Here is a 19,755-nt window from a genome sequence, read left to right on the forward strand (position 1 = left end):
AGAGGTGTGTCGTGAACGCGGCGTGGCGGCGGAAGGTCCGCCGGGAGTGGGACGCGTTGACCGGCGGCCCGCTGTCCGCGACGTGGTGGGTGACGAAGGCCGGCCTCCGGGTCGCGTTCGCCGAGGCGATATTCATGGTTCTCGTGTTGCTGAACAACGACGCGGACGCCCTCTCGGCCGTCGCCGACGGCGAGGCCTCGGTGTTCTCGCCGGTCGCGCTCGTCCTCGTGACGCCCGAGTACCTCGCCATCGCGGGCATCGTCTTCGCCGTCGCGCTCTTGCTTCCGTTCCTCCCGCGGCGCAACGAAGCGACCAACCGCTGGGAGTAGGCCGTAACGCGTCATCGAGACGGCCGGCGACGACCCCACTCCCGAAGTGCCGCCGCGACCGACCCAGCTCACGCCAGTCGCGCCCGATAGTAACTCGAATCGGGATTCGGGACGGTCACATCGCGCACGTCGAGGCCCGCCTCGGCCGCAACCGCCCGGAGTCGTGCGGGCGAGACGAGAACGAAGTCGAGCATCGGTCCGTGGAGGTCGCCGTATTCGACGCGGAACGTCCGTCGAGCGACGCCCTCTCGCGGGTCTGACCGGTAACCGAAGAAGCGCTCGGGGTCGGTGCGCGTCGGGTCGTAGGAGTCCACGACGACCTCGCCGGACGGCGAGGTGAGGTCGGCAAACGACGCGAGCAGGTCGGCGAGTCGATCCAGCGAGCCCGCGAGTCCGACCTGCGTCCCGTTGGCGAGGACCGTCTCGAACCCTCCTGCCGACGAACCCGCTCGGCTCGCCTCGACCGGCGGGTCGAACATATCGCCGACGACCGCCGTCTCGACGCCGCGCTTGCGGGCCGCGCGAACCGCGTTCGGACTCACGTCGAAGGCGACGACCTCGCCGCGCTCCTGTACGGCGAGGGCGTGCTGGCCCGCGCCGCATCCCACGTCGAGGACTGGGGTCCGAAGCGAATCGACGAACTCGCGCTTCGCGGCGGACCACCGCTCGGACGGGACGAGATAGTTCTCGTAGACGTGCGCGTCGCCGGCAGTACCACGGGCGTCGTCGCCGGCGCGGTAGACGCACGGCGCGCGCAGACTGCCGCGAACCCGGTCCAACATCGCCAGTCCGAGGGCGTCGTCGGCCATGACGACTCGTTCGTCGCCCTCGTGTAAATTATATTTAATGTGTTATGAGGTAATAATCAACAAGGCCAGAGGAGGCGAGAGGGAGAGGACGAGGGCGAGGAACGTCAGTCCAGCCGGTCCAAGTCCCCGTGTAGCTCGCGGTTCATCACGTCCGCGACGAACAGTCGGATGCGCTTGTGGAGTTCCGCTTCGGTGTCGTAGGTCTCGACGCGGAGGTCCCAGCGGGCGCGCGCCGCGCGAATCATCTCGCTCGTGACCGTCGCTTCGTGGACGAAGACGATTCTGTCGCCGTGGGTCTCTGAGAGCCGTTCGAGTATCGACCCCGCCTCCTCGCCGACGCCGAAGTTGTGGCCGAGAAACGGCAGCACGAACACGGTGGCGTTGCTCGCTGCGGCGAACGCGAGCGACTGCGTCGCGGCGTCCACCTCGTCGGTGCTGAGGTCCACGTCGACGGCGAGAAAAGCGTTCACGCCCGGGTCGGCGCGGAGCGTTCCTTGCACCCGCCGGAGGAGCGCGAGCGCGTCGTCCACCTCGTCCCGCGCGGCGAACAGCTTTCGAATCGGGCCCGGGAGGTCGTCGATGTCGATGGCGGCGAGTTCCTCCTCCGAGAGGACGTAGTTGAGGTTGAACGACTTGTACGGACCCATCACGTAGACGAGAAACCGGTCGTAGGTCGTTCGCCCGAGCGCCGCTCGTATCTCGTCGCGCGAGATGGCGTCCGTCATGGACACACGTACCGCGCGGCAGTATATAAAGTCGGGATTTTTCAGCGGAGTTCGACTCAAGAACTGTTAAACCGATACGCTCCGTCTAGCGAACCGAGATGGCGACGAACGACCCGGTCGATTCGGACGGCCTCCCCGAGGACCCCGCCGAATTGCTGCCGCCGACGAGCGTCCTCACGCTGGACGAGTACCTCGACATGCAGGCCGCACTCGGCGACCGGACGCGCTTTACCCTGCTGTACCGCCTGGTCCACTTCGGCGAGCGAAGTCCGAAAGCGCTGGCCGAGGCGCTCGACGTGCAGGCGAACACGCTGCACTACCACCTCAACAAACTCGTCGACGCCGGGTTGGTCGAGAAGCGAAAGCGGTCGCAGGCCGACGACGAGGGGCTGTTTTCGTACTACCGCGCCACGTCGCTCGGCTCCGACATCCTCGAACACGGCGTCGAGGAGCTCATCCGGCGCGAGCGCGACTATCGGGACGCCTACGCGTCGGAGTAGCAGCGTCGCGGGCGACCGCCGCGTCTCAGCCCGCACCCGTCTACTGCCGAAGCCGCCGCCTATTTGGCACTCGCTCGCACAGGCTGAAGCGATGTCCAATCTCCTCCCCGAGGAAGCAGAGGAAAAGCTCGTCACCGTCTGCCGCACGGCCGTCGGCGACAGCCTCCGCTCGCTCACCTACTTCAACCGCTTCGACTACGTGCAGGTGTACCTCCGCGAGGACCTCGAACAGGAGGCCGACCTGAACTCCTTTATCGGCAACGAGTGGCACGACTTCAAGATGACACAGGACGCCTACCGCGGGTCCGAACTCGGTGACTACGAGTACACGATTCGCGTGTTCGAAAACGGCTACCTCGTCCGCATCACCGTCGAGGACTTCGGCGTCTTCGTCACGACCGACGGCATCTCGATGCAGGACTTCGAGGCGCTGGCGGCCGCGACGACCGAGATTCTCGACGAGTGGGCCATCGAGGAGTAAGCGTCGAACCCGGCCGCCCCGTCAGTCCCAGAACGACTGCGTGCGGGCGTACTCGCGCTCCCGTTCGAGGATGTCGCGGTAGAAGTCGTCTTCGTCCTCGCGGAGTTTGTTGATGATGCGCGCGGCGTTGTGCGGGCCGACGCCGCGGGCCGCGAGCGCGACGACCGCCCGCTCGCCGTGGGTCTGCACCAGACTCGCCGAGCGGTAGGCCCGCTTCGTCAGTCGCTCCTGTTCGTCGTCTTTCTCCGGCGCGCGAACCGCTTTCACCGTCTCGTCGTCCCACGGATTGAGCGCGGCGACGCGGGTCGCGCCGCACTCGGGGCACGTCACTGGCTCGCGGACGCGCTTGACCTTCGTCTTGCGGGTCCAATCCTTGCAGTGGAGACACGCCAACAGCACGCGGTCGTTCCGAATCCGGTCGCGGACCGTCTCGATGACGCTCGCGTCGGCGTTCTCGGGGACGAGCAGGTCGGTCCCCGACCCGCGGCCGCCGGTGCCGATGGCGGTGGGCTCGCGGGCGACGGCGAGTTCCACGTCGCCGTCGCGGACGCGGCGGAGCAGTTCGACCGTCTCCTCGACGGCGAGGTCGGTGTGGAACACCTCGCGGACGGCCTCGTCGTAAACGGGCGTGTCCTCCAGCGCGGCGAGGAGGCGGTCGCCGCCGAAGCGACCCGTCCCCTGATAGCGCTTGAGCGCGCCGAACTTCGCGGCCACCTGCGCGAGCGTGAACTTCAGCGAGTCCGACCGCTTGAGCGCGAGTTCGAGCAGCGCCTCGACGTGGTCGGGGTCGGTCTCGCGGAGCACCTCGGCGAACGTCGTCGGGCGGACCTTCCCCGGCACGTCGAACTCGACGCGGTAGGGGTCGACCTCCATGCCGACCGAGGAGCCGGTGCGCTGGCCGATGAGCGCCGACAGGAGCCTGCCGAGCGTCTCGTTCACCCGGTGGCCGTGCGGCGAGTTCAGCGTCACCTTCCGGGGCGAGCCTTCGAGGACGAGCCTGTTCGCGGTCGGAATCGGCGCGTCCGCCTCGACCTGTCTTTCGATGGGGCCGAGCGCCGACCTGACCGTGGCCTCGTCGGTCGGGTAGCGCATGGCGATGTCGCGGGCGACGGCCTCGCGGTCGGCCCCGGATTCGAACTGCGGTGCGGCCACGTCGCGGAGTTCGCCCACCTCGCCGGCGACCGGCGCGGGCACCGGAATCTCCGAGCCGACCCACGACGGCACCTCGCCGCCGGGGTCCTCGATGGGCGAGACGTTCACCCGCGCCTCCTCGTCGTCCACGTCGTTGACGCGCCACATCTCGCCGCGCTGGATGAACGTCGCGCCCGGCGCGGCGAAGTTGAGGACGAACTTCTCGTCGAGCGTCCCGATCTGCCGGCGCGAGGAGATGTCGTGGACGTCGTAGGTCTCCTCGTCGGGAATCATCGAGAGGTTGGCGTAGAAGTACTGCCACGTGCCGCCGGACTTTTCGAGGAGGTCCTTGTCCTCGTCGAGCCAGAGGAGGCGGTTCCCGGAGAGTTCGCGGACGACGGCGCGGAAGTCGTCCTCGTCGAGGTCGCGGAAGGGGTACGCCCGCGTGATAATCTCGTAGGCGCGGCGGGCCGACACGTCGCCGTAGTCCATGACGACGCCGACGATTTGGTTGGCGACGGTGTCGAGGCTGCCGTGGTGGACGCGGGCGGGTTCGACCTCGCCGGAGACGGCCCGCCGGGCGATGGCGAGCGCTTCGAGCGTGTCGTCGGGGTGGTCGGTGACGACGGTCCCGCGGGAGACGACGCCCAAGCGGTGGCCCGCGCGACCGACTCGCTGGAGGAGCCGCGACACCTCGCGCGGACTGTTGTACTGGACGACGTGGTCGACCCGGCCCACGTCGATACCGAGTTCCATCGACGACGTGCAGATGAGCGCGTCCAACTCGCCGGCCTTGAAGCGGTCTTCCACGTCGATGCGCACGTCCTTCGACAGCGAGCCGTGGTGGACCTCGATGGGGTCGCCGAGCGACTTGAACCGCGAGCCGAGCGCCTCCGCGGTCTGTCTGGTGTTGACGAAGACGAGCACCGACTCGTGGTCGCGGACGATATCTCGAATCGTCCGGACGTGACTCGCTATCTCGGGGTCGGTGGCGAGTTTCCCCGCCAGCGCCTCGTCCTCGTTCGTCACCTCGGGACGGACCACCTCGAACTCGACGCGGTTGTCCACGTCGACCTCGATGACCTCGAACGGGCGGTCGCCGGTCAGGAACTTCCCGACCTCGTCGGGCGACCCGACCGTCGCCGAGAGGCCGATTCGCTGGAACGCCCCGGCCAACTCGCGGAGGCGCTCCAAACCGATTGTCAACTGCGCGCCGCGCTTGGCCGACGCGAGTTCGTGGACCTCGTCGACGACGACGTGGTGGACGTCGGAGAGGGCCTTTCTGAGCTTCTTCCCCGTGAGCATCGCCTGCAACGTCTCGGGCGTCGTCACCAGCACGTCCGGCGGGTCGTTCGCCTGCTTCTGGCGCTGGTACTGCGTGGTGTCGCCGTGGCGAACGTCGATGTCGATGTCGAGCTGTTCGCCCCACCAGTCGAGTCGCTCGCGCATGTCGCGGTTCAGCGCCCGAAGCGGGGTGATGTAGAGCGCCGAAATCCCGAATCGGTCCTCGTCCTCGGCGTCGGCGATGGCCGAAAACACCGGCAGCATCGCCGTCTCGGTCTTGCCGGTGCCCGTGGGCGCGATGATGAGGCCGTGTTTCCCGTCCGCAAGCGGGGGAATCGCCCGGCGCTGTGGCTCTGTCGGCGTCGTGAAGCCGCGCTCCGAGAGCGCGTTCCGAACGGGCGACGAGAGCGTCGCGAAGGCGTCCATTCCGGCGGCGGCCTCGCCGTCTGGCATCGCCCGAGGTTACGGTTCGAGGCGATTAAGCGCACCGCTCGGGGCGGTCCCCACCGGGAGATTCATGTCGTCCGTGAATCAATTTCGGGCGTGTCCCCGAAACGAGCCTACTGGTTCGCGTTCGTCGTCTTCGGACTCTCGGCCGCCGTCGGCGTCGCGCTCGACCTCGCAACGGGAGCCGCCGATATCGGCACCGCGGCGGCGGCCGCCGGCGCGGTCACCGTCATCTATGGGGCGGTCGTCGCCCTCCGCGACCCCGACCGCGCCCGATTTCCGTCCGATTGGGGGCCGCTCGTCTACCTCGTCGTCGCCGCCGCCGGGCTCTACACGGTCGGCATCGCCTTCCAACTGTACGCGGTGGTGACGTGACGCCCGAACGGTCCTTTTGGCTGTCGCAGGCGGGCTTTACCGCTGGAAACCTCTTCATCGTCCTCGGCAACCAACGGGGCGACCTCGCGGCGTGGCAACTCGTCTTCGCCGCGGTGCTCGTGCTCTCGGCGCTCTGGTTCGTCGGCTACGCCGTTCGAGAGCGGGAGAAGGGTGTGCCGGAGTTCTTCCGCGAGTGGACCGGCTGGCAGCGACTCGCCCGCGTGGCGAGCGTCACCGTGTTCGTGCTCGGTACGCTCACGTTCGTCTTCGCGTAGGCGGGTCGGAAAAACGGGAAGCCGCGGTTAGCGACCGCGACGACCCGAGTCAGACGTTCCGGTAGTCGCCCAACCGCGTGCCGTCGAGCAGGTAGGCCTCGCCGTCCGCGAGGCCGCCGGGCAGGAACGGCGAGAGAAAGCCCTGCCCGGGGACGTTGACCCACGTCCCGCCCGAGGTGTCGTTGAACGCCGGGAACACCACGAGTTCGGCGTCGGCTCGCGCGACTTCGGCGGGGGCGACCTCGTGGTGTTCCGCGAACACTTCGGGAGCGAGAGCGCCGCGGAGCCAGACGCGCTCTTTCCGCGCGCCGCCGACCTCGTCTTCCAGCCTGACCGCCGGGTGTTCGTGGGCCGAGCAGACCACGTCGGCGGCGAGCACTTCCCGCGAGGGCCACGTGTGGCCGTGGCAGAATCCCACGTCGCCGAGGCGGACGCCCGCGGGGTCGGTCACCTCCACGTCGTCGTCGTCACCGAAGAAGTCCGCGAGGCCGCCGTCGTGGTTGCCGGGGACGACCGTCAGTTCGGCGCGGTCGGCCACGGCGGCCGCGAAGCCGCGGAGTTCCTCGGCCTCGTCGCCGTCCGGGTCGCCGATGCGGTGGCCGAGGTCACCGAGGACGACCAGTCGGTCGGCGTCGGTCCGGTCGAGAAGCGACAGCAGGCGCTCGCGGCGGACCGCGGCCTTCGACGGGAGTTCCACCCCGCGTTCGTACCGCAGGCCGGCCTCGATACCGGCGTGGTAGTCAGCGACGACGAGCGACCGTTCGGGGAATCCGCGCCTGCTCGTCCGCGCTACCGCGGCGGGATGGCCGGGAATCGGTTCGACGAGCGGTCCGGACACGGCCTCAGATAGCCTTCAGCACGCCGTCCTGCGGCTCGTAGCACCGACCACCGAGAAGCGCCTCTTGGATGGCGTCTTCGACCGCGCCGGGGTCCGCGCCGTACTCGTCGACGACGGCCGCGACGACTTCGTCGCGGGTCGCGCCGTCGCCCCCGTCGAGGTCGTCCATGGCGTCCACGACGACCGATTCGAGGTCGATGTCCTCGGCGGACTCGTCGGCGTCGGCGTCAGCGTCGGCCTCGTCTTCGTCCCCGTCCGACGCCGCGTCGGGCGTCGGCTCGGGTTCGGGTTCGGAGTCGACCGCTGGTTCGGGTTCCGCGGCGGCGTCGGTCGCGGGTTCCGGGTCCGGCTCGGCGGCCGCGGCGGATTCGTCTTCGAGTTGCTCTGTGAGGTCGTCCGCGTCGGGCACGTCGATGTCCGCCTCGCCGGCGGGGTCGACGTCCGCGCCGGAGGTGAACTCCGTGCCGAACTCGGATTCGATTTCGGCCCGCTCGTCCTCGTCGAGTTCGTACATCCCGTCGGGGTCGACCGAGTCGTCGGCGTCGGCGGACGCTGAGTCGGTCGAACCGGTCGAATCGCCAGCCTCGGGGTCGGGGTCGTCGAAGCCGTCGTCGAAGTCGCCGAGGGTTCCGCTTCCCGAGTCGTCGAGCGAACCGGCGTCGGTCGCGCCCGCGTCGGGGGCGTCGTCTTCGAAATCACCGAGCGCGCCGTCGTCGGTCCCGGCGTCGAAGTCGGGCTCAGACTCGGTGTCGAGCGAGTCGGTCACCGGTTCGGGTTCGGACGTGAGGTCGGGTTCCGCGGCGGGTTCGGATTCGGGTTCTGCCGCGGGTTCCGGCTCCGGTTCGGCATCGACCGTCGCGGACGGCTCAGACGCCGGTTCCGGCTCGGACGCCTCCGGATGGCCCTCGGTCGAAGTCGTCGTCTCGGCGGCGACCGGCTCGGGGTCGGATGCAGACTCCGGCTCGGAATCGGGTTCTGCGATAGGCTCGGATTCGGACTCCGGCTCGACGGCCTCGGATTCGGCACCGTCGTCGAATTCCGGCTCCGAATCGAGCGTTGCGGCCGGTTCGGAATCGGCTTCGGTCTCGAAGTCGTCCGGCTCGGCTTCCACTTCGTCCGCGTCCGCCTCTGGTGCGCCGAGGTCGGCGTCTGCGTCTGCGTCCGCCTCGTCGACCACGATATCGACGCTGTCGGCCGGTTCGAGGTCGAGTTCGGGGAGCGGGCCGAGCACCGCGTCGCCGCCGTCGCCGGGTGCGACATCGAGTGGGTCCACTTGGTCGCGGTCGCCCGCGACGAGTTCGAGCGCCTGCACGGCGACTTCCCGCAGGGCGTCGAGGTAGGTTCGGGTCGTCCCGTAGTGGTCGATGGCGCGGGGGACGCCCGCCGCGAGCGTCGAATCGACGCCGCGGGCTTCGAGCGCGCGGGTCAGGTCGTCGCCGCGGTACGGCATCGATAGCGCCTCGTCGAACACGGCGATGCGGCGGAGCGTCGCCTCGGCGGCCGAGACGATCCACCGGTCGCGCACGTCGGCGTCGACGGTGTTGACGCTCTCCGGGCGGACCGAGGAGTAGACCACGTCGGCGTCGTCAGGTTCGTACGTCCGGGCCTTGCCCGCGAGCGAGACGAACGCCGGGGGCGTCGCCGCGTCGAGGTAGGCCATCGGCTCCGGTTGGTACTGCCCGGCGTAGGTGACGAACGCGCCCGTCGGGTCCGCGATGCGCCCGCGGAGCACCTCGTCGTTGACGTGTTCGACCTCGGTGAGCACGCCCGCGACGAACGTCCGGTTGAGCCGCGCGCCGGTGGGCGTGACCACGTAGTTGGGCGCGCGCTCCTCGTCGCTCTCGGAGTACGACAGCGACGCGTCGTCGAACTCGGCGGCGAAGACGCGGTAGGCGATTTCCCGCGTGCCGACGACCGGCGAGGCGCTCATGCGCGCACCTCCGTGAGGAGGGCGGCCGCGCGTTCGGCCGGGTCGTCGTCGGTCTCCTCGAACTCGTCGGCTTCGAGGTTCGCGCCGTACTCGTCCACCGAGAGGTTCCCGCGGACGCGGTACTCGCGGCCGACGAGCGTGTCGGCGATGTCGTCGGCGACGACTTCCTTGTCCATCGCCTCGCGGGCGGCCTCCATCGCGTCGGCCATCGTCCCGCCGTAGATTTCCTCGGTGAGGTCGCGGTCGAGGATGGCGGTCACCGTGCCGGTGCCGTCGTCGAGAATCGCCTTCACGCGCATGTCGTCCTCGCCGTCGACCTCGCCGTGCTGGCGGCACTGGCCGTTCTGGACGACGCGGCTACACTTGGGACAGCGCTCGATGAGCCCGGAGCCGTCGCGCACTTCGAGGACGTTCCCGAGCAGTTCCACGTCGAACATCCCGCCGGCGTCGACGGCCTCACCGATTTTCAGACGCGGCGCGGAGTCCGTCACGGAAACGGGGTCGTCGAGCACGTCGAGCGTCGTGAACTCCGAGAGGTTCACCTGCGGCACGCCGCGGAACTCGCGGACGTACACGTCCGAGAGACGCAGGCTCGCGCCCTCCTCCACGTCTGGGCGGGGAGCCCAGTCGGTGAAGGGAAGCCGGCCGGTTTCGTCGGCGACGACGCCCGAGAGGATTGTCGTCTCGCCGTTGCGGCCGTCGATGGTTCGCGAGTCGACTTCGAGGACGCGGACCTCGACGGTTCGGCCGCGGTCGCCGGCTTGCAGGTCGATGAGGTCGGCCTCGCCGCCGATGCGGTCGTCGTAGGGCGTCTCGACCGTCTCGGACTCCACGCCAACCGTCGAGGACGCGCCGATGTTCAGTTCGGGCTTGCCGTCCCACTCGCGGACGCCGGCGTTACCGATGACGACGGAGTCGCCCGGTTCGAAGCCGAAGTCCTGCCACGCGGTGTAGGAGATGACGCCGGACTCGTCTGCGAGTTCTCCCTCGCGGATGGTCTGTTCGTCGCCCTGATAGACGATAGAGCGCGTGCCCACGGTGAGCACGCGGACCGTCACGGAGACGTTGCCGCCGTCGGGGTCGATGTCGGCGATGCGCTTCGTCGCGGGCGCGCCGTCGCTCCCGCCGGAGCTGCCGCCGCCGTGTTTCCGTCGGACGCTCTGTTTCGCCTCGTCGAGCGGGACGCTGTACTGCAGCAGGTTCTGCAGGTCGGATTTGACCTCCTCTTTGTCGACACCGAGGGCGGAGGCGAGCTCCTCGGCATGCTGGTCGAGTTCCATCGAGTCGGGATTCGCCCCCGTCGGATAAAAAGTGTTGCCGGGCGACCGGCCGCGGGCGAATCACTAAGTGCTCGCGTGCCAGTTGGACTCGTATGTCGAACGACGAGGGGCCGGACGCCGGCGACGCCGACGAGGAGGTCTCGTTTTCCGTGACCATCGAGGACGGCTGGACGACCATCGTGATGGAAGGTGACAAGGACTCCGCGGTCGTCGTCCAGTCGGCGTCCGGCGAGCGAATCTACCTCCCGCCGGAGGGGTTCGACGCCGAGGCCGCAAGCGACAGCGCCTACCAGTCGTCGGACAGCCCCTACCAGTCGGCGTACGACTCGTCGTACCAGTCGGTCCAGACCGACGACTCGCCGTACCAGTCCGCCCGCGGGACGATGCCGCGAGAGGGGATGGTGCCCACCCGCGGCGGCTACCGGATTCGCCACCCCGAGCCGGTGACCGACGTGCGCCTCCTCCGCTGAACGCGGGGCGACCGGCCGGACGAATTGCCAAGTGCCGACTCCTCGACTCCGATTTTGCGTCAGTTCGCGTCCGATTCGGCGGCGTCCGCGTCGGTGGCGTCGACTTCGTTGTCCGCCCCGGCCGACGAGTCAACGTTCCCGTCGAGGATGCTGTGGTAGTACTCCGCCGTCTCGTCGACGACGCGGTCCCACGTGTACGGCTCGTACTCCGGTTTCCCCTCCAGCGAGAGGCCGTACTCGATGCCGTCGGCGATGGAGCGCGAATCGGGTTCGACCTCGATAACGCAGTCCTCCGGGAGGACCTCGGCTGCGCCGCTTTCCGTGGCGACGACGCGGGTGCCCGTCGAGAGCGCCTCGACGATTGTGATGCCGAACGGTTCGGACAGCGACGGCGAGACGAACAGGTCCGCGGAGGCGTAGTAGTCACCGAGCGCCTCCTCGGGGACGTAGCCGGCCCACTCGATGCGGTCTTCGACGCCGAGCAGCTCTGCGAACCGCTTGAGCTGGGCGGTGAGGTGGCCCGACCCGCCCATGACGAGCGTCACGTCGTCGCGGGCGAGTTTCTCCATCGCGTAGACGAGATGCGAGATGCCCTTCTGGTCGGTGTGGCGGCCGACGAAAAACAGCATCTTCCCGTCGATGCCGAGTTCCGCCTTGAGGTCGCGACCCGTCGTCTCGCACTCGGAAAAGCCGTTGTAGATGACGTGGCAGTCGCCGCCGTACTCCCGTTTGACCTTGTCGGCGAGGAGTTCGCTCACCGCGAGCAGGTGGTCACACCGCTCGGCGATGCGGCGCTCGGTTTCGACTTCCCGCTGCGGCGGGTCGATGTTGCGGTCCGACGAAAGCGAGTGGAACGTGGTCACCCACTCCACGTCCTCGTTGTTCGACTTCGCGCGCGACCCCGGTCCGTAGCCGAACCAGTCGTGCGTGTGGACGATGTCGGCGTCGGCGGCGCGCTCCGCGAACGTCGACCCCAGCCGTCCGATGCGGGTGATGATGTCGCCCTCGCCCGTCGGGACCCCGACGATGCCTTCGCGGTCCGGCGCGTACTCGGCCGGGAGCACGAGTTCGATGTCCACGTCCTCCCGGTCTTCGAGTCGCTCGAACATCTCGCCGACGTGCGTGTCGAGCCCGCCGCTGACGTTCGGCGGAAACCCCCACCCCAGCATCAGGACCTTGGCAGTCATAGATGACACAATGTACCACAGAGGCCTATTTAATTCCTGTCCGGCAACACCGTGAGAGCGCCTCACCGAAAGGCGTTTTCGCCGCGGCGACGACCCGCGAGTATGCACGTCCACGTCAACGCCGCCGCGAGCCTCGACGGCAAGCTCTCGTCTCGACGCCGCGAGCAGGTGACGATAAGCGGCGACGACGACTTCGCCCGCGTGGACGAGATTCGCGCGGCCGCCGACGCCGTCGCCGTCGGCGTCGGAACCGTCCTCGCAGACGACCCGCATCTCACGCTCGACGACCCCGGCCTCGTCGCCGCCCGCGAGGACCGCGGCGACTCGCCGCATCCCGCCCGCGTCGTTGCTGACTCGCGCGCCCGAACCCCGACCGACGCCCGGATTCTGGACGACGCGGCGGCGACCTACCTCCTCGTCTCCGAGGCCGCGCCCGGAGGCCGGCGCGAGGCGCTCGAAGCCGCCGGGGCGGAACTCGTCGTCGCGGGCGCGGAGCGGGTGTCGCTCCCCGACGCCTTCGACGCGCTCGAAGCGCGCGGCGTCGACCGACTCATGGTCGAGGGCGGCGGCGAACTCATCTTCTCGCTGTTCGAGGCCGGCCTCGTCGACGAACTCACGCTCTACGTCGGCTCGCTGGTCATCGGCGGCCGCGACGCGCCGACGCTCGCCGACGGCGATGGGTTCGTTTCCGACTTCCCCCGGCTGTCGCTCCGCGACGTGGAGCGGGTCGACGACGGGGTGCTTCTGACCTACAACTGCTGAGTCTGCGCCTGCGCCTCCGCCTCGTCCGCGAATCCGACCGTTTTCGCCGCGAATGCGGCGTTTCGCGGTCGTGCGTCGCCGCGCAAACAGGCGCAATGGGTAAGAGTGTCGCGCCGATACGTGGAGATATGAGCACTCCGAAGACAACCGACGCGCCTATCCATATCGAGAGTTCGGACCAACTCGACGAACTCGTCGCCGACAGCGCGGTCGTTCTCGTGGACTACCACGCCGACTGGTGCGGCCCGTGTAAGATGCTCGAGCCCACCGTGAAGGAAATCGCGGAGGAGACCGACGCCGTCGTCGCCAAGGTCGACATCGACGAACTCCAAGAGCTGGCCCGCGAGCAGGGGATTCGCAGCGTCCCGACCCTCCAGTTCTACGCCGGCGGCGAGCAGGTCAAAGAGGTCATCGGCGTCCAGAGCAAAGAGGACCTCGTCGACATCATCGAAGCCGCCGCGTAAGCGGGCGCCAGCTCCGTTCGGCCCGATTCTCCGTTTATCTCTCACGGCGAGCGACGGCGCGGCGCGCGCTCGGAGCGTCGTCGCTCGTGGGGTCGGCTCGGTCGAAAGGCGATGGTAGAAGGCCGCTCAGAAGGGCGCGTCGGACACGTCGGGTTCGAACCCCGCGCCCGGCTCGTCGTCGTAGAAGCCGCCGGTCGAGGCGTGGACCGCGTCTATCTCCTCGAACTCGGCGACCATGCGCGACTTCAGCGCCTGAATCGTCATCGGGGAGATACCGCAGCCGGAACACGCGCCGGTGAGGGAAATCCACACCTCGCCGGTCTCCTCGTCGATGGCCTCGATACCCGCGTCGCCGCCGTGCATCTCGATTTGGGGGAAGTTCCGCCGCATGAACAGGTCGAGCCGTTCTTCGAGGGACTTCTCCGACGCCTGCGAACTCATACGAAGACGTGGGGCGCGGGCGAGCATAACGATTGCTCCGAACGGGGCCGCAGCGAATTTTGCGTGACGCCGCCGAGGGCTTTTTACCACGGAGAGAGAATCGGAAGCTATGATTTCACTCGACGAGGCAGTCACGGCCCGCCTGGAATCTCACGGCGCGCGGTTCGAGGTGCTCATCGACCCGGACGCGGCGCTCTCGATAAAGCGCGGCGAGTTCGACGGCGACCTCGAAGAGGTCATCGCCGCCGAAGACGTGTTCGAGGACGCCTCCCGCGGCGACCGCCCCGCCGAGAACGACCTCGAGAAGGTGTTCGGGACGACCGACCCGCTGGAGATCATCCCCGAGGTCGTCAAACAGGGAGAGATTCAAATCACGGCCGAACAGCGCCGCGAGATGCAAGAACAGAAGCGCAAGTCGCTCATCAACCGCATCGCCCGCAACGCGGTCAACCCCCAGATGAACGACTCGCCGCACCCGCCGGAGCGAATCGAGCGCGCGCTCGAAGAGGCCGGCTTCAAAATCGACCCGATGGAGCCCGTCGAGTCGCAGGTCGACGACGCGCTCGACGCGCTCCGCCCCGTGTTGCCCATCAAGTTCGCCGAGGTCACCGTCGCCGTCCAACTCCCCGCCGAGTACGCCGGCAGCGGACAGGCGCAGATTCGGAGCTACGGCGACCTCGAACGCGAGGAGTGGCAGAACGACGGCTCGTGGGTCGGCGTCATCACGTTCCCCGCGGGGATGCAAAACGACTTCTACGACAAGGTGAACAACATCACGAGCGGCACGGCCGAGACGCGCATCGTCAAGGACGAAGACGAACTCTGAGACGGGACAGCGCGTCCTCGAGACGCGTCGATTATCCTTTCTTGAAGCCGACGAGGAAGCCGCCGGAGAAGCCGGCGGAGACGGACAGCGTCGAGAGAATCGTCGAAATCCAGTCCGGCGGCGCGCCGGTCGCGGCGTCCTGCGTGGCGCTCACGAGGCCGCCGGTGAGGCGCTCCCAGTCGACGGTGATGATGCCCCGCGATTCGAGGAATTTGAACACGGCGAGTTCGAGACCGACGATGACGGCGATGAGCTTGGCGATTTTCTTCGCCGCGAAGCCGATGATGCCGCCGATGACGGCCCCGCTCCCGAACTCGATGCCGAGCTGCTGCGGGTCGATGCTCAGTTGTAAGGGGTCCATACGGCGAACATCCCGCCCGTCGGCATAAGTGATTTGTGAGGAGACTGTCGCCATCATCGAACTGTCAGGTCGCGCCCGGGCAACCTACAAGAGTCCCGGCGACCAAACGCGGCCATGGAACGGGAGGTGACGGGACGCCATCTCGACGCGTGACCCCGGCCGAGCGGGGCTTAAGTGCCTCCGGCGGCTAGTACCGACTGACACAGTGCAGGCTACGTACCCCACAATCGAGGTGCGGCGATGAGTCGCGTCATCGTCGCGAAGCGCGTCGACCGCGGCGACGCCGACCTCACGGAGATTTCCGACCTCGCCCGCGCGGCGGGCTACGAAGTTGTCGGTGAACTCACGCAAACCCGCGAGGAGGACGCCGCGTTCCACTTCGGCGAGGGGAAAGTCGGCGAGTTAGCGTCGCTCGTCGCGCGCGAGGACGCCGCCGCCGTCGTCTTCGACAACCGGCTTGGCCCCTACCAGACGTACAACATCGCCCAGAAGCTCCCGGACGACGCGGAGGTCATCGACCGCTTCACGCTCATCCTCGACATCTTCGGCCAGCGGGCGAACACCCGCAAGGCGCAGTTGCAGGTCGAACTCGCCGAGCTACGCTACGAACTGCCCCGCGCCGAGGCGAAGGCGTCGCTGGCGAAGCGCGACGAGCGCCCCGGCTTCATGGGCCTCGGCGAGTACGACGAGAGCCGCGAGCAGGACATCAAGGCCCAGATTTCGCGCATCAAGAACGAACTGGACGCCATCGCGGACAAAGAGGAGACCCGGCGCGAACAGCGCCGCGAATCCGGCTTCGACCTCGTCGCCCTCGCTGGCTACACGAACGCCGGGAAGTCGACGCTGATGCAACGGCTCGCCGCCGACCTCGAAGTCGGCCAGAACGACGACCTCCACCCGGACCTCGACCCGACCGCGGAGTCCCAAGACAAGCTGTTTACGACGCTCGGGACGACCACGCGCCGCGCCGAGACGGGCAAGCGAGACGTGCTTCTCACCGACACGGTCGGGTTCGTCTCGGACCTCCCCCACTGGCTGGTGGAGTCGTTCAAGTCCACGCTCGATTCGGTCTACCGGGCCGACCTCGTGTTGCTCGTCGTGGACGCCTCCGAGCCCGTCGAGGAGATGCGCGAAAAGCTCGTCACGAGCCACGACACGCTCTACGAGCGCAACGAAGCGCCCATCGTGACCGTGTTCAACAAGGTGGACAAGGTCGACGCGGCGGAACTCGACGAAAAGCGCGCGGCGCTGTCGGCGCTCGCGCCCAACCCCGTCGCCGTCTCGGGGCTGACCGGCGAGAACGTCGAGGAACTGGCCGCCCGCGTCGAGGACGAACTGCCCGCGTGGGAGCGCGAGCGCCTCCTGTTGCCGATGGCAGACGACACGATGAGCCTCGTCTCGTGGCTCTACGACCACGCCCACGTCGAGACCGAGGAGTACGAGGGCGAACAGGTCCACGTCGAGTTCGAGGCGCGCCCGGCAATCGTCGAGAAGGCGCGGGCGAAGGCGTCCGACCTCTCCGTGCCGGCCGACTCGGCCTGAGTCGCGTCCCCAACGCTGGCCCCACCGCCCCGCCGATTCGGCTCGGCTCAGTCGAGCGTCGTTTTCTCCTTCGTGACGACCTCCACGTCCGAGATTCGCGTCCCCGGATACTGGCCGTCGTCGTCTTTCTCCGCGGCCTTCACCATGTCCCAGACGACGTTGAGTCCGGTCGTCACGCCCTCTAACGCCTCCATCTCACAGCCCGTCTTCCCGGTCGTGCCGACCGTGACGGAGAGCGCGACCGACTCGTCTCCCACCTCGAACTCGGTGTCGACGTTCGTGATGGGTATCTGGTGGCACATCGGAATCGTCTCCCACGTGTGTTTGACGGCCTGAATCGCGCCGATTCGGGCGGTCGCCAACACGTCGCCCTTTCCGATTTCGTCGTCGCGGATGGCCCGCACCGTGGAGGCACTGAGGTGGATGGTCCCGCGGGCGACCGCCCGGCGGCGGCTGTCGGGCTTCGCGCCCACGTCGACCATCTGGACGTTACCCTCCTCGTCGACGTGCGTCAGGTCGCGGTCGTCGCCGTCGGCCGACTCGTTCGACTCCGCACCGGCGCGCTCGTCGCTCATTCGTCGTCACCCCGCAGGGCCGCGGGCAGTCGTTCGAGCAGGTCGGTGGCGACGAGGCCGCCGCCGAACTCGTCGGCGGCGAGGTCGCCCGCGCGGCCGTTCGCGTAGGCTGCGACCGCGGCCGCGTCGAGCGGGGGCAGGACGGCCGCGAGCGCGCCGGTCGTCCCCGCCAGCACGTCTCCAGTGCCGCCGACGGTCATGCCGGGGTTCCCGGTCCGGTTGACGCGGACCGCGTCGCCGTCTGAAACCACGTCGTACGCGCCCTTCACGAGGAGCGTGTGGCCGAGGTCGGCGGCGAACTCGCGGACGAGGTCGCTCCGCGTCTCCCAGTCGGCGTCGGTCTCGCCGCCCATCTTCCGCAACTCTCCCTGATGGGGCGTACAGATGAGCGTCGCCTCGGTGTCGACCTCGGGGACGACCTGAAGCGCGTCGGCGTCGACGACGGCGGTCCCCTCGTAGGCGGCGAGGAACTCCCGGACCGCGGCGAGCGACTCGTCGGCGTCGCCGAGGCCGGGGCCGAAGACGACGGCGTCGCGGTCGGCGGCGAAATCGAGTAGGTCGGGGACGTGTTCGGGCGCGAGTCGGTCGCCCGAGAAGCCGCGGACGATGAGGTTCTCCGAGTAACCCTGCACCTCGCGGGCGACGGTCTCGGGGCAGGCGACGCGGGCGAGGTCCGCGCCGGCTCTGAGGGCCGACTGCGCGGCGAGCGCGGGCGCGCCGGTGTACGGACCGCCGCCGACGACGAGCACGTCGCCGTGGTCGCCCTTGTGGCTCTGGGCGTCGCGGTCGAGCGCGAGGAGGTCGCCGGGACCGGTGAACAACTCGGCGGCCTCGGGGATGCCGATGTCGGCGACGACGACCTCGCAGTCGAGGTCACCGAGACCGGGCTTGTCGTCGTGGAAGGTGACGACCCGGTCCGCATCGACAACGAGGCCCGCCGCGTCGCCCGTGTCGGCGTCGACGCCGGAGGGCACGTCCACCGCGAGGACGGTCGCGGACGACTCGTTGATGGCGCGCGCGGCCGTCGCCTCGGGTTCGCGGAGCGCGCCGGTGACGCCGGTGCCGAGCATCGCATCCACGACGAGGTCGGGGTCACCGAGGTCGACGGCGGCCGAGTCGGTGACGGTCCGGCGGTCGGCCTCGCCCGCGACGAGGGCGTCCCAGTTCTCGCGGGCGATGTCGGTCGAAATCGTCTCGGGGCGGCCGAGCAGGTGGACGGTCACGTCGTACGCCTTCAGGAACCGCGCGGCGACGAGCGCGTCGCCGCCGTTGTTGCCGCGGCCGGCGACGACTGCGACCGACGCGCCGGGGTCCGCGAGGTCGCGGCACGCCCGCGCGACGGCGTTCCCGCTCGACTCCATGAGCTGTTTCCGCGGCACGCCGAGCGCCTCGGCGTTCAGGTCGACCGCGGCCATGCGTCGACTCGTAATCATACGCCCCCGTTCGCCCGGCGGCGCGTTAACACATGTGGTCGCGGGTCGGATTCGCAACGTTTGACTCGGGGGCGACTGAGTTCGAGGTAGTGACTCGCCGCCTCTTCGGAACTCTCTGCGGACTCGTCTTCCTCGTCAACTTCGGCCGCGTCGCGTTCCCGCCGCTCGTCGAGACGCTCCAGACCCAGTTTTCTGTCGGCCCGGCGACCATCGGCGTCGTGACGAGCCTCGTCTGGCTCGGGACCGCCATCCCGCGCATTCCCGTCGGCTACCTCCTCACGCGCGTCTCGCGGTCGAAGGTCGTCCTCGGGTCGGGGACGCTCCTCGTCGTCGCCGCGGCGTTCACCGCGAGCGCGACGTCGGTGCTGACGCTCCAAATCGGCGCGTTCGGCCTCGGCCTCGCCTCGGGCGCGTACTTCGTCTCCGCGACCCCGCTCGTCGGCGAACTGTACCCCGAGCGCGTCGGCCGCATGGTCGGCATCCACGGCGCGGCCAGTCAGGTCGCCGCCGTCGTCGCCGCGCCCGTCGTCGTCTTCATCCTCGCGTCGTACTCGTGGCGCGAGACGTTCTGGGTGCTGGCGGCCGCCGGCGCGCTCGTGACGCTCCTGCTCTACGCCGTCTCCCGCGACGGGAGCGCGGGGGCCGGCACGGGCGCGGACCGCGACTTCTCCGCCGCGCTCGGCCACTGGAAGCTCATCCTCACGGGCATCCTCCTCATCGCGCCCGCGGGGTTCGTCTGGCAGGGCCTGTTCAACTTCCTCGTGTCGTACATGACGCAGGCGAAGGCGTTCGACGCCGCCACCGCGAGCACGATGCTCACTATCGTCTTCGCGGCCGGCGTCCCCGCGTTCTCGCTGTCGGGCCGCCTCGCGGACAACCTCCCGCACGTCCCGTACATCTTCGGCCTGCTCGTCGCTTTCATCGGCGCGCTCGTCGCCCTGACGTACGCGCAGGGCTTCGTCGCCGTCGCGGCCGTCGTCGCGGTGCTCGGCTACGTCATCCACAGCCTGTTTCCCGCGCTGGACACGTTCATGCTCTCGTCGCTGCCGAGCGACGCCCGCGGGAGCGCCTACGCCGTCTTCAGCGGCGCGGCGCTCCTCTTGGAGGCCAACGGGAGCGGCGCGGTCGGCTTCCTGACCGAGGCGAACTACGCCTTCGAGGCGGTGTTTCGGACGCTCGCCGGGGGGCTCGCGGTGTTCGTCGCCGCGCTCGCCGTCCTCTACGCGGTGAACCGGCTCCCCGGTGTCGACCGGGCCGACCTATCGAGTGACTGATAGACGAAACGATTTA

At 68.8% G+C, this 19,755-nt stretch carries 22 protein-coding genes; 11 read left to right on the top strand and 11 right to left on the bottom strand.

The genetic code is table 11. The features are described from left to right. Positions 1-11 precede the first annotated feature (11 nt). Positions 12-329: a hypothetical protein gene (locus tag DEQ67_RS06745; RefSeq protein WP_115859978.1), complete on the top strand. Its 318-nt coding sequence runs from the start codon at positions 12-14 to the stop codon at positions 327-329. 68 nt (positions 330-397) lie between these two features. On the opposite strand, the gene DEQ67_RS06750 is transcribed toward DEQ67_RS06745, so the two are convergent. Together DEQ67_RS06750 and DEQ67_RS06755 are read right to left on the bottom strand one after the other, a co-directional pair. Then, positions 398-1,138, bottom strand: a complete 741-nt coding sequence (locus tag DEQ67_RS06750) for a class I SAM-dependent methyltransferase (RefSeq protein WP_115859976.1) — start codon at positions 1,136-1,138, stop codon at positions 398-400. A 104-nt stretch (positions 1,139-1,242) separates the two neighbouring features. Beyond that, positions 1,243-1,863: a DUF7509 family protein gene (locus DEQ67_RS06755; RefSeq protein WP_004043608.1), complete on the bottom strand. Its 621-nt coding sequence runs from the start codon at positions 1,861-1,863 to the stop codon at positions 1,243-1,245. Between the two features lie 98 nt (positions 1,864-1,961). Here DEQ67_RS06755 and DEQ67_RS06760 point away from each other — a divergent pair, with 98 nt between their 5' ends. Further along, positions 1,962-2,363, top strand: coding sequence for an ArsR/SmtB family transcription factor (locus DEQ67_RS06760; protein WP_004977202.1), 402 nt, complete (start codon positions 1,962-1,964; stop codon positions 2,361-2,363). Between the two features lie 91 nt (positions 2,364-2,454). Continuing rightward, on the top strand, positions 2,455-2,844 hold the full coding sequence (locus DEQ67_RS06765; protein WP_004043606.1) for a DUF7522 family protein: 390 nt from the start codon (positions 2,455-2,457) through the stop codon (positions 2,842-2,844). A 21-nt stretch (positions 2,845-2,865) separates the two neighbouring features. Here the strand turns inward: DEQ67_RS06765 and DEQ67_RS06770 are convergent, their stop codons facing one another. Continuing rightward, positions 2,866-5,712: a DEAD/DEAH box helicase gene (locus DEQ67_RS06770; RefSeq protein ID WP_115859974.1), complete on the bottom strand. Its 2,847-nt coding sequence runs from the start codon at positions 5,710-5,712 to the stop codon at positions 2,866-2,868. Positions 5,713-5,802: 90 nt separating this feature from the next. On the opposite strand from DEQ67_RS06770, the gene DEQ67_RS06775 reads away from it, so the two are divergent. Both DEQ67_RS06775 and DEQ67_RS06780 read left to right on the top strand, forming a co-directional pair. Beyond that, on the top strand, positions 5,803-6,081 hold the full coding sequence (locus DEQ67_RS06775; protein ID WP_004063541.1) for a hypothetical protein: 279 nt from the start codon (positions 5,803-5,805) through the stop codon (positions 6,079-6,081). Continuing rightward, positions 6,078-6,356, top strand: a complete 279-nt coding sequence (locus tag DEQ67_RS06780) for a hypothetical protein (protein ID WP_115859972.1) — start codon at positions 6,078-6,080, stop codon at positions 6,354-6,356. Before DEQ67_RS06775 ends, DEQ67_RS06780 begins: the two co-directional genes overlap by 4 nt. Positions 6,357-6,405: 49 nt before the next feature. On the opposite strand, the gene DEQ67_RS06785 is transcribed toward DEQ67_RS06780, so the two are convergent. Genes DEQ67_RS06785 through DEQ67_RS06795 form a run of 3 tightly spaced genes read right to left on the bottom strand, consistent with a single transcriptional unit; the run spans position 6,406 to position 10,404 of the window. Then, the gene (locus DEQ67_RS06785) at positions 6,406-7,194 is read right to left on the bottom strand and encodes a metallophosphoesterase (RefSeq protein WP_115859970.1); all 789 of its coding nucleotides are present in this window, start codon (positions 7,192-7,194) and stop codon (positions 6,406-6,408) included. Between the two features lie 4 nt (positions 7,195-7,198). Next, positions 7,199-9,124 carry a rpa-associated protein gene (locus DEQ67_RS06790; protein WP_115891264.1) on the bottom strand — a complete coding sequence of 642 codons (1,926 nt, stop codon included), beginning with the start codon at positions 9,122-9,124 and terminating at the stop codon, positions 7,199-7,201. Beyond that, on the bottom strand, positions 9,121-10,404 hold the full coding sequence (locus tag DEQ67_RS06795; RefSeq protein ID WP_006600333.1) for a Single-stranded DNA binding protein: 1,284 nt from the start codon (positions 10,402-10,404) through the stop codon (positions 9,121-9,123). The genes DEQ67_RS06790 and DEQ67_RS06795 overlap by 4 nt, the downstream gene beginning before the upstream one ends. Positions 10,405-10,496: 92 nt before the next feature. On the opposite strand from DEQ67_RS06795, the gene DEQ67_RS06800 reads away from it, so the two are divergent. Next, on the top strand, positions 10,497-10,874 hold the full coding sequence (locus DEQ67_RS06800) for a DUF7510 family protein (protein WP_115802528.1): 378 nt from the start codon (positions 10,497-10,499) through the stop codon (positions 10,872-10,874). 59 nt (positions 10,875-10,933) lie between these two features. Here DEQ67_RS06800 and DEQ67_RS06805 read toward each other — a convergent pair whose 3' ends face one another. Beyond that, positions 10,934-12,043 carry a glycosyltransferase family 4 protein gene (locus tag DEQ67_RS06805; RefSeq protein WP_115802728.1) on the bottom strand — a complete coding sequence of 370 codons (1,110 nt, stop codon included), beginning with the start codon at positions 12,041-12,043 and terminating at the stop codon, positions 10,934-10,936. 120 nt (positions 12,044-12,163) lie between these two features. Between DEQ67_RS06805 and DEQ67_RS06810 the strand changes: the two genes are divergently transcribed. Continuing rightward, the gene (locus DEQ67_RS06810; RefSeq protein ID WP_115802529.1) at positions 12,164-12,823 is read left to right on the top strand and encodes a 2,5-diamino-6-(ribosylamino)-4(3H)-pyrimidinone 5'-phosphate reductase; all 660 of its coding nucleotides are present in this window, start codon (positions 12,164-12,166) and stop codon (positions 12,821-12,823) included. A gap of 128 nt (positions 12,824-12,951) precedes the next feature. After that, positions 12,952-13,287 carry a thioredoxin gene (trxA, locus tag DEQ67_RS06815; protein WP_004043596.1) on the top strand — a complete coding sequence of 112 codons (336 nt, stop codon included), beginning with the start codon at positions 12,952-12,954 and terminating at the stop codon, positions 13,285-13,287. Positions 13,288-13,413: 126 nt separating this feature from the next. Here trxA and DEQ67_RS06820 read toward each other — a convergent pair whose 3' ends face one another. Further along, positions 13,414-13,728: a NifU family protein gene (locus DEQ67_RS06820; RefSeq protein ID WP_004063526.1), complete on the bottom strand. Its 315-nt coding sequence runs from the start codon at positions 13,726-13,728 to the stop codon at positions 13,414-13,416. A gap of 109 nt (positions 13,729-13,837) precedes the next feature. Here DEQ67_RS06820 and DEQ67_RS06825 point away from each other — a divergent pair, with 109 nt between their 5' ends. Continuing rightward, positions 13,838-14,554, top strand: a complete 717-nt coding sequence (locus DEQ67_RS06825; RefSeq protein WP_004063525.1) for a ribosome assembly factor SBDS — start codon at positions 13,838-13,840, stop codon at positions 14,552-14,554. Positions 14,555-14,585: 31 nt separating this feature from the next. Here DEQ67_RS06825 and DEQ67_RS06830 read toward each other — a convergent pair whose 3' ends face one another. Then, positions 14,586-14,915: an FUN14 domain-containing protein gene (locus DEQ67_RS06830; RefSeq protein WP_004063524.1), complete on the bottom strand. Its 330-nt coding sequence runs from the start codon at positions 14,913-14,915 to the stop codon at positions 14,586-14,588. 240 nt (positions 14,916-15,155) lie between these two features. Here DEQ67_RS06830 and hflX point away from each other — a divergent pair, with 240 nt between their 5' ends. After that, positions 15,156-16,457 carry a GTPase HflX gene (gene hflX / locus DEQ67_RS06835; protein WP_006600331.1) on the top strand — a complete coding sequence of 434 codons (1,302 nt, stop codon included), beginning with the start codon at positions 15,156-15,158 and terminating at the stop codon, positions 16,455-16,457. Positions 16,458-16,504: 47 nt separating this feature from the next. On the opposite strand, the gene moaC is transcribed toward hflX, so the two are convergent. Both moaC and DEQ67_RS06845 read right to left on the bottom strand, forming a co-directional pair. Further along, positions 16,505-17,032: a cyclic pyranopterin monophosphate synthase MoaC gene (gene moaC / locus DEQ67_RS06840; protein WP_115859964.1), complete on the bottom strand. Its 528-nt coding sequence runs from the start codon at positions 17,030-17,032 to the stop codon at positions 16,505-16,507. Then, on the bottom strand, positions 17,029-18,465 hold the full coding sequence (locus DEQ67_RS06845; protein WP_304999675.1) for an NAD(P)H-hydrate dehydratase: 1,437 nt from the start codon (positions 18,463-18,465) through the stop codon (positions 17,029-17,031). Before DEQ67_RS06845 ends, moaC begins: the two co-directional genes overlap by 4 nt. 89 nt (positions 18,466-18,554) lie before the next feature. Here DEQ67_RS06845 and DEQ67_RS06850 point away from each other — a divergent pair, with 89 nt between their 5' ends. Next, positions 18,555-19,739: an MFS transporter gene (locus DEQ67_RS06850; RefSeq protein ID WP_115802532.1), complete on the top strand. Its 1,185-nt coding sequence runs from the start codon at positions 18,555-18,557 to the stop codon at positions 19,737-19,739. The last annotated feature ends 16 nt before the right edge of the window (positions 19,740-19,755 follow it).

Source organism: Haloferax sp. Atlit-48N (assembly GCF_003383015.2).
Classification (GTDB): Archaea; Halobacteriota; Halobacteria; order Halobacteriales; family Haloferacaceae; genus Haloferax; species Haloferax volcanii.